Source organism: Mycobacterium sp. PTI7 (genome assembly GCF_056679845.1).
In genome coordinates, this window is the sequence record NZ_CM155252.1 from 5,425,603 (window position 1) to 5,438,271 (window position 12,669).

11 protein-coding genes are annotated in these 12,669 nt (G+C 69.8%); 7 read left to right on the forward strand and 4 right to left on the reverse strand.

Going from position 1 to position 12,669, the window contains the following annotated elements; genetic code table 11:
• Positions 1–532 precede the first annotated feature (532 nt).
• From AC1MEY_RS26075 to AC1MEY_RS26085, 3 genes are all read left to right on the forward strand, one after another.
• Positions 533–1,315, forward strand: coding sequence for a hypothetical protein (locus AC1MEY_RS26075; protein ID WP_480228234.1), 783 nt, complete (start codon positions 533–535; stop codon positions 1,313–1,315).
• Positions 1,316–1,477: 162 nt separating this feature from the next.
• Positions 1,478–2,152, forward strand: coding sequence for a VldE C-terminal domain-containing protein (locus AC1MEY_RS26080; RefSeq protein ID WP_480228235.1), 675 nt, complete (start codon positions 1,478–1,480; stop codon positions 2,150–2,152).
• Positions 2,153–2,174: 22 nt separating this feature from the next.
• Entirely contained in the window at positions 2,175–3,497 is a 1,323-nt protein-coding gene (locus tag AC1MEY_RS26085) for a carboxylesterase family protein (protein ID WP_480228236.1), read from the forward strand.
• A gap of 4 nt (positions 3,498–3,501) precedes the next feature.
• On the opposite strand, the gene AC1MEY_RS26090 is transcribed toward AC1MEY_RS26085, so the two are convergent.
• Positions 3,502–4,941 (reverse strand): DUF4185 domain-containing protein, encoded by a 1,440-nt coding sequence (locus AC1MEY_RS26090; RefSeq protein ID WP_480228237.1) that lies wholly within the window; start codon positions 4,939–4,941, stop codon positions 3,502–3,504.
• Positions 4,942–5,327: 386 nt separating this feature from the next.
• Between AC1MEY_RS26090 and AC1MEY_RS26095 the strand changes: the two genes are divergently transcribed.
• From AC1MEY_RS26095 to AC1MEY_RS26110, 4 genes are all read left to right on the forward strand, one after another.
• Positions 5,328–5,885, forward strand: coding sequence for a hypothetical protein (locus AC1MEY_RS26095; RefSeq protein WP_480228238.1), 558 nt, complete (start codon positions 5,328–5,330; stop codon positions 5,883–5,885).
• Between the two features lie 154 nt (positions 5,886–6,039).
• On the forward strand, positions 6,040–6,906 hold the full coding sequence (locus AC1MEY_RS26100; protein WP_480228239.1) for a L,D-transpeptidase: 867 nt from the start codon (positions 6,040–6,042) through the stop codon (positions 6,904–6,906).
• A gap of 34 nt (positions 6,907–6,940) precedes the next feature.
• On the forward strand, positions 6,941–7,285 hold the full coding sequence (locus AC1MEY_RS26105) for an ArsR/SmtB family transcription factor (RefSeq protein ID WP_480228240.1): 345 nt from the start codon (positions 6,941–6,943) through the stop codon (positions 7,283–7,285).
• Positions 7,285–7,953, forward strand: a complete 669-nt coding sequence (locus tag AC1MEY_RS26110; RefSeq protein WP_480228241.1) for a cation efflux transmembrane domain-containing protein — start codon at positions 7,285–7,287, stop codon at positions 7,951–7,953. Before AC1MEY_RS26105 ends, AC1MEY_RS26110 begins: the two co-directional genes overlap by 1 nt.
• On the opposite strand, the gene AC1MEY_RS26115 is transcribed toward AC1MEY_RS26110, so the two are convergent.
• The 3 genes from AC1MEY_RS26115 to AC1MEY_RS26125 form a co-directional block, all read right to left on the reverse strand.
• Positions 7,950–10,163, reverse strand: a complete 2,214-nt coding sequence (locus AC1MEY_RS26115) for an AAA family ATPase (protein ID WP_480228242.1) — start codon at positions 10,161–10,163, stop codon at positions 7,950–7,952. The genes AC1MEY_RS26110 and AC1MEY_RS26115 overlap by 4 nt on opposite strands.
• A gap of 212 nt (positions 10,164–10,375) precedes the next feature.
• Positions 10,376–11,830: a hypothetical protein gene (locus tag AC1MEY_RS26120; protein WP_480228243.1), complete on the reverse strand. Its 1,455-nt coding sequence runs from the start codon at positions 11,828–11,830 to the stop codon at positions 10,376–10,378.
• A 157-nt stretch (positions 11,831–11,987) separates the two neighbouring features.
• Positions 11,988–12,596 (reverse strand): TetR/AcrR family transcriptional regulator, encoded by a 609-nt coding sequence (locus AC1MEY_RS26125; RefSeq protein ID WP_480228244.1) that lies wholly within the window; start codon positions 12,594–12,596, stop codon positions 11,988–11,990.
• Positions 12,597–12,669: the final 73 nt, after the last annotated feature.

Genomic DNA, 12,669 nt, shown 5'->3' on the forward strand with positions numbered 1-12,669 from the left:
TCGTCTGCTGGTTGTGTTCCCGTTGTCTCCTAACGCAATTCCGCCCGCCGGGCGGGTCGTCGGTGGGGCGTCGGCGGGGTTGCGCGACTCAGCAACGATGGCTTCCCGACTGGGCGATCCCCGATGGGCCGTGCGCGGTGCGTCGCCACCGTATCGAGTGTCCGTTGCTCGCGTCGGCCGGCCCGGCGGGGCCCCGGCCGGTGACCGGCCTTCCGAATATGTTGTCTGGCAACGTATTTCGTGCAATCGAGGCCCATCCTCCCGCCCCGAGTCTCGGCGATCACCATTCGCTGGCCGGACACGGTCTGCGGCGGTGTCGCCGACCCGCACCAGGGCTGCCGCAAATTTCTCTTACGTCAACAGCTACATATGTTGCTATACACGACACGCCAGGATGAAAGCGCTGCTAGATAGCTAAAAATACTAAACGTATGGTATTGCTATAACCGAACGCCGACGACGAAATTGGTTGGCGACAGAGTGAAGGGGCGGCACAAAGGTGGCACCAGTCGGCATTGCAACGGCCCAACCCATGCTGGGCGACTTCACCAGGGTCGCGTGCTGGGATCCGATCGCCGAGTGCACGATGGTGATGGCCACCCCGGCCGCCGAACCCGAGCTGTTCGCCGCATACCACCGCGGGGCGGTGGCGAGCTACGCGCGCTTCGGAGTCGCCGATGCGCTGGACCCCGACCCGTCCCGGTGCGCCGACGACACGGCGTTGTTCTGGGCACTGACCGACGTCGACGGCGTCGTGGTCGGGGGCGTGCGCGCCAAGGGTCCGCTGCGTGAACCCGAGGAGTCGCACGCCATCGTGGAGTGGGCGGGCAACGCCGGTGCGAGCCAGGTGCGCCAGATGATCGAGGCGCGGATCCCGCTCGGCGTCCTGGAGATGAAGGCCGCCTGGCTGGCCAAGGAGCCCGGCGGCACCCGGCACCGCGCGAAGATGATCGCGCGGAGCGGCTTCCACGCGATGGCCATCTTCGACATCAACTTCTGCATGGCCACCTCGGCGGCCCACATCCTCGACCAGTGGCGTTCCTCGGGCGGCGTGGTCGCCTCCGTTCCCGCGACGCCGTACCCCGACGAGCGCTACGAGACCAAGATGATGTGGTGGGACCGCCGGACGTTCACCGTGCACGGCGAACCCGACCAGGTCGCGGCGATCTTCCGCGAAATGGCCCAGGCTCGTCGCAGCGCGCAGCCGCGGCGGGCGATCGCGCTGGTCGGTACGCGCTCGGAAGGCCGCGCGGCCACGATCCGGCGGATCCGGATGCGCCCGCAGTGGCAGCCCGCCGAGCGGGCCTCCGCCTAGCCTCCCTCGTCCACGCGCGTCGCCCTGAGCAGGGCGGACACTGGATGACACGGTTGCGCGCCACCGTGTGGGCTGGCATGATCACGAACCTGTAACGACTGACCAACGGTTCGATATCGCAATTTGCCGATGGGCCGCCAATTCGCACGTAGGGTGCCTGCTGTGGGTCGACATGAATTAGCCAGTAGCCGGCGTACGTCGCTGGTGCTGTGCGCTGCCGTCCTCGGGCCGGTCGCGGTGCTGATCGCCTCCGCCGGCGACGTCGAGCCCCGCCCCGCCATGGTCGACACCCAGACCGTCGCAGCCGCCGCGGTGACCGCACCCTGCTGCATGGAGATCGTCCCCGCACCGGACGTCTTCTCGCCGGCGTCCACGGTCGCGTTCCCCGGCACTCCGGGCGCCACCAATCAGCTGGTGTCGGCGTCGCGGTGGCGCGTCGCGGCCCAGATCCCCAAGCCCCTGCCCGCAGGCGTGGCCCCGGAGTCCGGTCTGCAGGTCAAGACCATCCTGGCCGCCCGCGCGATCAGTGCAGCCTTCCCCGAGATCGACTCCATCGGCGGCGTCCGGGCGGATGCCCTGCCGTGGCATCCGAACGGGCTGGCACTCGACGTGATGATCCCGAACGCCGGTTCCTCGTCGGGGATCGCACTCGGCAACGAGATCGTCCGCTTCGTCATCAAGAACGCCAAGCGGTTCGGCATGCAGGACGCCATCTGGCGCGGGACGTACTTCACGCCGAGCGGGCCGTCCGGCGGCGGCGCCGGTCACTACGACCACGTCCACGTCACCACGACCGGCGGCGGCTACCCGAGCGGCGACGAGGTCTACTACCGCTGAGCCGGCCCGGTACGTTCGTGCCGTGCAGCTGACGATTGGCGCCGGTCCCCTCGAGGTCGAAGCCTCGGACGGCGTGATCCGGGCTCGCGGGATCCCCTACGGCTCGGCGACGCGCTTCGACGCCGCGGTGCCCCCCACGCCGTGGACGACGCCCCGTGACGCGACGGTTCCCGGTCCGGCCTGCCCTCAGCGGCCGGGCCGTCTCGACTTCGTCACCGGCCCGGTGCTGACGGGACTGACGTTCCACGAGGACTGCCTGGTGCTGTCGGTGACCGCACCCCGGGACGCCACCGGACTCCCCGTCATGGTGTGGTTCCACGGCGGCGCGTACGTCGCCGGTGGCGGCGAGTCCGCGAAGTACGACCCGACGCTGCTGGCCGCGCAGGGGGGCGTCGTGGTCGTCACCGTCACCTACCGACTCGGCATCTTCGGGTACCTGGCGCCGCCGGACGCGGACGGCGCGGACAACGTCGGGCTGCGCGATCAGATCCTCGCCCTGCGATGGGTCCGCGACAACGCGGCCGCCTTCGGTGGCGACCCGGCGAACGTCACGGTCTTCGGGCAGTCCGCCGGTGGCGACTCCGTCATCGCGCTGATGCTGAGCGACGAGACCGAGGGCCTCTTCCACCGTGCCATCGTGCAGAGCGCCCCGCTCGGCATCGCCAGCGGAAACGCGGACGTGGTCGAGGGGCGCGGCCGGATGTCCGACGCGATGCGTGCCGCGATGGCGCGCGCGCTGGCCGGGGAGGATCCGCGAGCGGCGACCCCGACCCGGCTATTGGCGGCCGAGGGGGCGGCCGTGCTGGCCGCGCGCGACTTCGGCCTGCTGGGCGGCATGGCGTTCGCGCCGACCCTCGGCCGCGCCTCCCTGCCATCCGCGGCCGATCTGCCCGAGCGGATCGCCGATGCGGCCCGGCGGGTCGAGCTGCTGATCGGGCACACGCGCGACGATGCGTCCCCCTTCGTCGCGATGAACCCGAGGGTGGCTGCCCTCGGTCGCCTGAAACCCCTGCAGCGGAGCGTGATCCGCGCCGCGACCGGTCCGATGACGAGCCGGGTGTTCGGCCGAGCCGTCGAAGCATTCGTCGGGAGATGGCGGTCGGGGGGAGGCCGGGCGGCCACCTACCGCTTCGACTGGGCGCCACCCGACGCGCCGTTCGGCGCGTGCCACTGCATCGAATTGCCCTACCTGCTCGGATCGCCTGGGGCATGGGCGAATGCGCCGATGCTGGGCCCGACGCGCCGGCTCGACGACCACCTGGGCTCGCGGATGCGCGCCCTGTGGTCCGGCTTCGCCCGCGACGGTGTGGAGTCGCTGCCGTCGTCGTCGCTGCGCCTCGGGTGATCGACTACGGCAGAACCGTCTTCATCAGCATGACGTTGTAGGCCGACCACAGCGAGAGGTTGTAGTACAGCTCCTTGCCCACCGACCACGGATGCAGGAACGGCGCATAGATGCCGCCGGGGATGTCGGTGGACCGGACCAGCATCTGCTCGGGCGCCCACGGTCCCTGCGGCGAGGGTGCCGTGCGCATGACGACGTCGTTGGCGCCGTTGCAATACAGCATCAGGTACTGCTTGAGATAGGTGTTGTACTGCACGGAGAGTTCGCCGACCGGGCCGGGCACCGCCGGCGTCGCCGCCGCGGGGTTGGCCGGTACCCAGGTCTGGCCGTCGGCGTTCCAGTACTCGTACCGGGTGAGGTCGGGCACCAGCCCGGGCTGGACGCGCGAGACGAACGCCGATCCGCTTCTGCCCGCCGGTGTTCCGAACGAGTAGAGATAGGGGTCGCCGGGGCCGGGCCGCAGGAACGCGCCCTGCTGGAACTTCTCGTTGCCGGCGCCCGGGGTGCGGACCGTGCCGGGATAGACACCCCAGTGCTCGCCGTTGTCGGTGGACGCGGCGACAGCCGAGAAGTTGGTGGTCCACGCGCCGTTGCTGTCCCAGTTCTTGATCGACATGAAGTTCAGGTACTGGGTCTTGCCCACCGCCACGCCGGCGGTCGGGATGATGCCCTTCTCCTGCGGGGCGTAGTCGATGCTGTTGATGATCTGCTTGGAGAGGTTGGGGCGCCACACCGGCGATCCGGAGTAGGCATTGCCCACCGCGCCCGGACCGACCTCGATGCCACGGGCGAGCTGACGGTCCTGCGTGCGGAACAGTGCGTTGTACCGCCACTGGTCGCCGGGGATCCCGCAGTACCCGTAGGTGTCCCCGAAGGCGACCAGAACCTGGTTGTTGGCCGGATCCCCGTTGTCCCACATGATTCCGAGGTCGGTTCCGGTGATGCCGAACCGCCCGATGGTGTCGCCCGGGCTGTCCGGGCCGGTGACCCAGCCGACGAGGGCGGTGCCCGGTGGTGCCGCAGGCACCGGTGCCGCGGCGGCTGCCGGCGCGACGGGCTGCGCGGCGGGGACCTGCTGAGCGGCCGGGGACTGGCTCGACGCACCGGGCCCCGGGGAGGGCACGACGGCTGCCTGCTGGCGCACCTGGCCGGTCTGCGGCGGGGTCAGCGCCTTGAGGATCGCCAACGGCAGCTGGCCCAGACGGGGCTTGGGAGCCTCGTCGTTGGCGCCGGCAGGTCGGTGTCCGGTGGGGCGGCTTCCGAACGCCGGCAGCTTGGACGGGCTCGGGATCTCCACGCCCACACCGGGAGGCGGTTGCGCCGCAGCGGCGGCGCCCTCGCACGGCTCGGCGTCTGCGAGCGGCGCGATCGCGACGGGGAGGGTCAGGCCGAGGACCGCCACCATCGCCATCGGAACGGATGCGATGCGCAGACGCGGCGTCATGTCCCACCTTCGGCGACGGGGACGACGCGGTGACGTCCACTCGATCGATCCGACGTTAGCCAGCAACCGTGGCCTCGGGGATCGGCGATGCGCGACCGACGCGAAGCCGTGACCATGTCGCGACCGCCATCAGGCTGATCGGCACACGATCCACGCCGCATCATCTCCGTTGAATCACGGTTGCGCAGCGGGTCACTCGACCATCTGGCCGTAAAACGTTGTGAACGTCACCATTTGGACACGATGCGGTGCGGCGCGTCGCGGATCGACGGTCAGCTCTGGCCCAATTGATCCGGCCGTCAATTGTTTCGGTTGTCAGGTACGACTTGGGTACAGCTGGATTGGCTGCACCAGTTGAGCACTGGCTGGTGCACGAAGGAAGGAAAGTGACGTTGATGTCGATGTCGAGTCGATCCAGCATCAAGGCGATCGTGATCGCTGGAGTGTGCGGCCTGACCGTGGCGTTGAGCCCGGTCGCCGCGGCCACGCCGTTCATGACGGGTGGGTACGAGTGCCTGCAGACCTCCTCGGGTGAGGTGGGCGCGCCGGCCGCCACGGGCGCCGGCGCTGCGGGCGGGGGAGCGGCCTGCGCTCCGCTGACCGACATGTCCGGTGGCGTGCCCATGGCCTTCCCCGGTCCGCCTCCCGCGATCGTGCCGCCCGTCCCCGTCGGCGTGCCGCCGGTCCCGGTGGGTGTGCCGCCGGTTCCCGTTGGCGTGCCGCCGGTTCCGGTGGGCGTACCGCCCGTCCCCGTCGGAGTGCCTCCCGTTCCGGTGGGTGTGCCGCCGGTTCCCGTGGGCGCACCGGTGCCGGTCGGCGGACCCGTCGTGGCCCCGCTGGTGGACATGTCCGGGACCTTCGGCGGCAAGGGCGCGCCCACGGGTCCGCCGCCGGCCGGAGCCCCGGTGGCCGGGCAGCCGACCATGCCCGGCCCCACGCGCTGACCGTAGCCGGTCAGTCTCCCGGACGCGGGCCGGCACCCGCGATGATCCATCGCCGTGCCGGCCCGCGCTTCGGGCGAACGATTCTGAAACACACGATCTTTCGCAGTAACACCCACATCACGGCGATGTCGCCGTCGCACCAGGAGCAGGAGCCATGCGGACGGTCGTTCGGTGTTTTCTCACGGTGGTGATGACCGCCGTCAGCGTGGCGGCGGCCCCGGTCGAGGTCAGTCTCGCCGCGGCGAACCGGACGTCCGAGTACGCCGTCGCGTCCGTGTCACCCGCTCCCGACCTGGTGGTGGGCGTGGCGCATCCCGTGGTGGTGACCTTCGAGGCGCCGGTGTCCGATCGGGCCGCCGCGGAGCGGGCCCTCGCCATCAGGACCGATCCCCCGATGACGGGCACGTTCGAGTGGCAGGGCGACGACGTGGTGCAGTGGGCTCCCGACCGGTTCTGGCCCGCGCACAGCACGGTCGCGCTCGCGGTGGGCAGTCGGACCACCACGCTCAAGACGGGCCCCGCCGTCATCGGCACCGCCAACATCTCCGAGCACACGTTCACCGTGACGATCGACGGGCTGGAGGCGGGACCGCCGCTGCCGGCGCCACATCACCGCCCCCGCTTCGGCGAACAGGGCGTGTTCCCCGCGTCGATGGGCCGACCGCAGTACCCGACGCCGATCGGCACGTACACGGTGCTCGCAAAGGAGCGCGACGTCGTGATGGACTCCAGCAGCGTGGGCATCCCCGTCGACGCACCCGACGGATACCTCCTGGACGTCGAGTACGCCGTCCGCTTCACCGGTCGCGGACTCTTCGTGCACTCGGCGCCGTGGGCGGTCAACTCGCTCGGATTCGAGAACGTCAGCCACGGGTGCGTCGGCCTGAGCACCGAGGACGCCGAGTGGTACTTCGACACGGTGAACGTCGGCGACCCGATCATCATCCAGGAGAACGCCGTCGAGGTACCGCGGCCGGTCGCGCCGCCGGTCAACCCCGAGGTGCCGAGGCGCATCAGCTAGTCGACGATACAGATTCTGATGTACTGTCTGTGCGATGGAGACGCTGGTACACACCGACGCGCTCGCGCGCTTCGGCCATGCGCTGGGTGACGCCACCCGTACTCGAATACTACTGAGCCTCAATCGTTCACCCGGGTATCCATCCGAGCTGGCCGACGCGTTCGGCGTCTCACGGCAGATCCTGTCGAATCACCTGGCGTGTCTGCGCGGCTGCGGTCTCGTCGTCGCCGTACCCGAGGGGCGGCGCACCAGGTACGAACTCGCCGACCGGCGGATCGGCCGCGCGCTCGACGATCTGATGGGCCTCGTCCTCGCCGTCGATCCCGACTGCACCTGTTCCGGGTCGGATGATCCCGGACGAGGGTGTGGCTGCGACTGATGAGTGCGGACGCATCCCCGACGACGCCGGCCGACCGGCGCGCGGTCCTCTCCCGGCGCATCCGATTACTCGTCGCGGCCACCATCTCGTACAACGTCGTCGAGGCCGCCGTGGCGGTCGGCGAAGGCGCACGCGTGTCGTCGACGGCGCTGATCGGCTTCGGGCTGGACTCGGTGATCGAGGTCGCCTCCGCAGCGGCCGTGGCGTGGCAGTTCACCGCACCGGATCCCGCCTCGCGAGAGAAGGCCGCGCTGCGGGTCATCGCGTGCTCGTTCTTCGCCCTGGCCGCCTACGTCACGGTCGACGCAGTGAGGTCCCTTCTCGGGGCGGCCGATGCCCGGCACTCGGCGATCGGGATCGCGCTCACCGCAGCCAGTGTGGTGATCATGCCCGTGCTCTCCCATGTGCAACGCCGCGCGGGTCGGGAACTCGGCTCGGCGTCCGCGGTGGCGGATTCGAAGCAGACCCTGCTGTGCACGTACCTGTCGGCCGTGGTCCTCGTCGGGCTGGTGGTGAACAGCACGCTCGGGTGGTCGTGGGCCGATCCGGTTGCCGCACTCGTGATCGCGGTGATCGCCGTGCGCGAGGGACGCGACGCCTGGCGCGGTGATTCGTGCTGCGCGGTGCCGGCGCCGGTGCGACGGGATGACTGCCGAGACGGCTGCTAGGAGTCGTCGCCGCCCGTGTCCTTGGGCTTGTCGTCGCCCGTGCTCGTCTCGTCGGTCGCCTTCTTGGTCGGGTCGGGCGCGGAGTCCTGCTTCACCGTCTTCGGCACGTCGTCCTGAACCCCGCCGACCACCTTCGCGATCTGGTCCCGTCCATCCTTGGCGATCTCGTCGAGCCGCTGCACCGCCCGCTCGTGCGCCGCATTCAATCGGGCCTGGGCACGTGTAGCCGATGCATCGGTTCCCGTCGCGGGAGGCGTCGTGGTCTCGCCGGCGTCGGTGGTCTGGTCGGTCGACGTCGTCGCGACATCGTTGTACGCCAGGGATTCCTGCGCCTGAATTTGCGGCTGCGGCTCCGGCTCGGGGTCCGTCGTCGGTGCGACCGGTGCGACCGGTGCGACCGGTGCGACGGCGGCCGGTGCCGCGGCGCGAGCCTGAACGGCAGGAGTCTCGTTCGCGATCGCCGCCGTGGACGTGGCGCCGGCGAGCCGGGGCAGTGTCGTCAACCCGCTCAGCGGGCTGGTGCCGGTGGCGCCGGGGAGGTTCAGGCCCAGCAGGTTGGCCAGTATCCCGAGCGGGTTGACCACTGGCGTGCTGCCGACGAGGCCGTCGCCGACCGCCTTCTGGATCCCCGCGGCCAGCTGCACCAGGAGGTCGCCGGGGACCCGTCCCCAGTCGACGCCCGAGGGGAGTGTGCCGAACGGGGTGATCACGTTGCCCTGGTCGAGCGTGCGGTCGTACACCGGGACGCCGTCGACGACGGTGCGCGTGACGTCGGTGTAACCGAGATTGGCGAGCGTGGTGAGGACCGGTTCCAGGGCCGTCGCGATCGGGTTGTTGAGGTTCGCACCGGTGAAGAGGTTGATCAGGTCGATCGGCAGCTTGACCGGCTCGAGCAGCGGCAGCGCGTCGTTCACCGGGACCGTGAGATACAGGTTCAATGCAAGCGGACCGGACGTGTTGGCGAGCGCCGCGGCGACCTGCGGCTTGAGCTGGCCGTCGAGTACCTCGGTGAGGCTCGCCGCAGTGATGCCGCGGAGCAGGTAGGTCGGGAATGCCAGGGCCGCAGCGGAGTTGGCCAGCGAGAACGGATTCGGCCACGCCGGGAAGTCCGACAGCGGGTCGTACTCCACCGTCCCGTCGACCTTGATCGGAACCAGGTTGGCATCGCCGATCACGATCCCGGTGTTGCCGACTGCGATGCTGAGCCCCGTCCCGTCGGCGCTGCTCGTCACCGCGGTGTCCGGGGTCACGGTGTCGATGCCCGCGAGTCCGGCTACCGGGTAGAACCGCGCGAAGAGGCCGCCGTTGGCGCGACCGGGGTTGCGCAGCAGGATCATCGGCAGGATCGTGAGGCTCCCCGCCAGCGGGTCGGCTCCCACGTCGTTCGCGCCGCCGGGCTGGTTGGCCAGGTCCGCGACCACCTGCGGGTAGGCCATGCCAGCGGCGAAGGCGCCCAGCCCGAAGCCGATGACGACGGGAACGCGGACGTCGATCGCGCTGGCGTTGCCGAAGATGCCCTGGGCGGTCAGGATCAGCGGATCCAGGATGAGCTTGTCGGCGTCCGTGACGCCGGGCAGGCCCTTCAACGTCTGCAGCAGCGCGACGGGGCTGATGCCGAGGTACTGCGTGCCGTTGATCTCGTCTGCCACCGCGTTCGGGAACCCGGGCACCCAGCCGAGGTCGATGCCGGCGAACTTGAGCAGGCTGAACGGCGGACCCGTGGTGATGACGTTCAGGCCGGGCGTCGGTCCCGTCAGCCCCAGTGGGTCGTCGAGGTCGAGTCCGAGGAGTGAGAGAAGTGCCGCGACGTTGGTGATCCCGGCGTTCGACAACACGCCGCCGATGACCGGGATGCTCCCGACCGGGAGCGCCACGCCCGCCAGCGCCGAGACCAGCGCGTTTCCGAGTGCGGTGTTGATCGCGGTCTCTGGGTCGACGCCCAATCGTTCGAGCACTCCGGCCAGGTTGACGTTGTTCAGGAACGCCGTCTCCAGCAGGGCGCCGTAGGTCTGGATCGCGTCGTAGCCGCGCGGTCCGATGCCGAAGGTCAGGTCGGGGATCGACGCCGGATCGGGAGCCCCCGGTGCCAGGGCCATCGGCGGAAGTCCTGGTGCCCCGGGTGTCGTCGCCAGGGCCTCCGCCAGCGCGGTCGGCGTGTACGCGGCATTTGCCCGAGGCGGCGGCGAGGCGCCCATCGTCAAGGCCGTCACGATTGCGGTGACGACACTCGCGGTGGCGATACGCTGCACCGGCTGGCGTGAGTAAGCGCGATGAATAGACATGTGAGCAGCCCCTTTGCTAAATGTCCCAGGAATCTCACAGGACGATAACACGCAGGAACCACGATGACGATGGCTTAGCTGGTGGCTAATTCGGCGACCGGGTTCGGTCGCAGGACGTCCGTAGCTGCTCGGCGGTGCGGCTACCTCAAGACGATGACCACGGCGTAGCCGTCGTGATCGCCCGTGGTGGTGGTCGCGGTCTCGTAGGCGTTGCTCAGCGGGACCATGCCGCCGTAGGTTGCCTGCCCACTGGCGATGAGCCGCGTCGCCAGCGCGGTGCGTGCGACGTTCGACGAGACGTAGGCGTGCCGCGGGAGGAAGTCGTAGATCACGAATGCCTCCGTGCTGAAGGCACCGCTCCACACGTAGCCCGTGCTGGTCTCCACCGGGTCGGGCCCGAAGATGCGGCCGTGGTTGTTGGGGAACAGGAAGAAGTTGTCCGAGTACCCGAGCAGGGGACCGGTCGGCTGCTGCCCGTAGGTGAAATGGTCGATGGTGCCGAGGAATCCGCCGCTGTGGATGGGTTGCGCGGGGAAGCCCGACCAGAACATCGCCGTGTTGAGCTTCCACGCCGACTCCGCCGCCGACGACGACGTCGGGTCGACGATGATGACGTTGACGGGCTCGAGGACGGTCTTGCCCCCGTAGGGCAGGCCGCCGTAGTCGGAGATCTGCCCGTTGGGTTCCAACATCCACGTGCCGATCTCGCCGTACGGCGTCGCGACGTCGTCGGTGGGACTGGGCGTTCCGGTGCCGACCGATGGAATCGGATTGGTCGGGATGATGACAGGCGCTGGCGCAGGCCAGATCTGGCTGAGGCTCAGCGTGAAGCGCTCGATCTCGCGGTGGATCAGCTGCAGGAACGCCTGCACGATCGGGAACGGCGTGAGCGGAGCGCCGCCCGTGCCGGTCGCCACCGGTGTCACGCCCAGGGCGGACAGCACCTGGGACACCATCGTGGCCATCGGGTTCACCGGAGCCGGTGCGACCTCGGTGATCGTGACGGGTTGCAGCGCAACGGTTTTCGTCACGATGGCCGGTTCGGCGAGCACCGGGCGCGCGACGGGCGCGGGTGCGTCGTCGGCCACCGGGGCGGTCCTGACGGCGGGGAGGCTCGAGGCGGCGGCGGTGACCGGGTCCGCTGGCCTCGGTGTCACGGCGGGTGCGGTGTGCGAGCGGTCCCGCCGGACGTTCGAGGGGGTCACGTCGGGCACCGGGTCCGGACCTGCCTCGGCGTCCTTGTCCTCCTCCTGGTCGGCGGGCGTGGTGGTGTCGCGGCCATTGCCGACGTTCATCTCCGGGACGTTCGGCGACGCGGGCGAGTCCGCCGCGTCGTCTGAGGGATCCGAGGCCTCCGGTGTCTCCGTCTGTGGCGCACTCGTCGATGCCTGCGCGCCGCCTGCCGAGGCGTCCGCCTCCGATTGCGCCGGCGACGACTGCGCCGACGACCCGCTCGAATCCGCGTCCGACGGGCCCTCGGCGCGGGCGATGCCCGCACCTCCCGCGACCGCGGCGCCGATGCCCAGTGCGACTGCGAGCGCACCGATGCGGCCCACGTACGAAGCCGCCGTGTACGACACCCCGTGCCCGACCATGACCTTCCCCCTCATCCCCCCGCGAAGTCCCCGATCTGCTTCGCGTCCCCAATTCTTATTGACGGCAGTGTATCCGAAGTGGGCAGCATGGCCGCAAACGACGTCGATGCCCCGGCGGGCACTGTTCCAACCACAGCAAATGATCTTGGTGCGGCGCTCAGCCCGTGCGGTTGCGGGTGAGGCTCGGCAGCAGCACGCCGTCGACGAGTGCGACCACGGTGTCCTCGGTGGGCGACTTGCCGGGCATCAGGAACCGGAAGACCAGGTAGCCGGCGAGCAGGTCGTTGAGTTCGGTCGTGATGATCTCGGCGTCGATCTCGCCCCGGTCGACGGCGGCGGCGAGCACCTCGTCGTAGACCTTGCGTCGTTGGACCAGGAACTCGGTCTCGAAGGCTTCGCCGAGCTCCGGGCTCCGATCGAGTTCCATCAGGACCGCGCGCATCGTGCTGGCGTGCTCGGAGGACTGCCGGCAGATCTCGTTGCCGATGTGGAGCAGGTCGCCGCGCAGCGAGCCGGTCTGGGGCGGGACGTCCGAACAGTTGGTGCCCTCGATGAACGCGGCGAGGACGAGTCGTTCCTTCGACGGCCACCGCCGGTAGAGCGTCGCCTTGCTCGAGCGGGCATCGGTCGCCACGGATTCGACGGTCAGCCGTTCGTAGCCGTGCTCCTGCAGGTGCCGCAGGGTGACGGCTAGCAGTTCGGCCTCGCGCTTCGTCCACCGCGGCTTGGTCTCGGGGGGTGCGGTGGGTGTGGACGTCCGCCTCACGCGCCTCCTTCCATCGAGATGTTCCGTCGGTGTACTTCGAAATTGACGCCGAAGTCGTTACCGAATGGCCCAT

Excerpts from the sequence above, each read along its gene's own strand:
- AC1MEY_RS26090 (WP_480228237.1), bottom strand. The coding sequence starts at position 4,941 with ATGACGCCGCGTCTGCGCATCGCATCCGTTCCGATGGCGATGGTGGCG.
- AC1MEY_RS26120 (WP_480228243.1), bottom strand. The coding sequence starts at position 11,830 with ATGGTCGGGCACGGGGTGTCGTACACGGCGGCTTCGTACGTGGGCCGC.
- AC1MEY_RS26100 (WP_480228239.1), top strand. The coding sequence starts at position 6,040 with ATGCGGACGGTCGTTCGGTGTTTTCTCACGGTGGTGATGACCGCCGTC.
- AC1MEY_RS26110 (WP_480228241.1), top strand. The coding sequence starts at position 7,285 with ATGAGTGCGGACGCATCCCCGACGACGCCGGCCGACCGGCGCGCGGTC.
- AC1MEY_RS26075 (WP_480228234.1), top strand. The coding sequence starts at position 533 with ATGCTGGGCGACTTCACCAGGGTCGCGTGCTGGGATCCGATCGCCGAG.
- AC1MEY_RS26105 (WP_480228240.1), top strand. The coding sequence starts at position 6,941 with ATGGAGACGCTGGTACACACCGACGCGCTCGCGCGCTTCGGCCATGCG.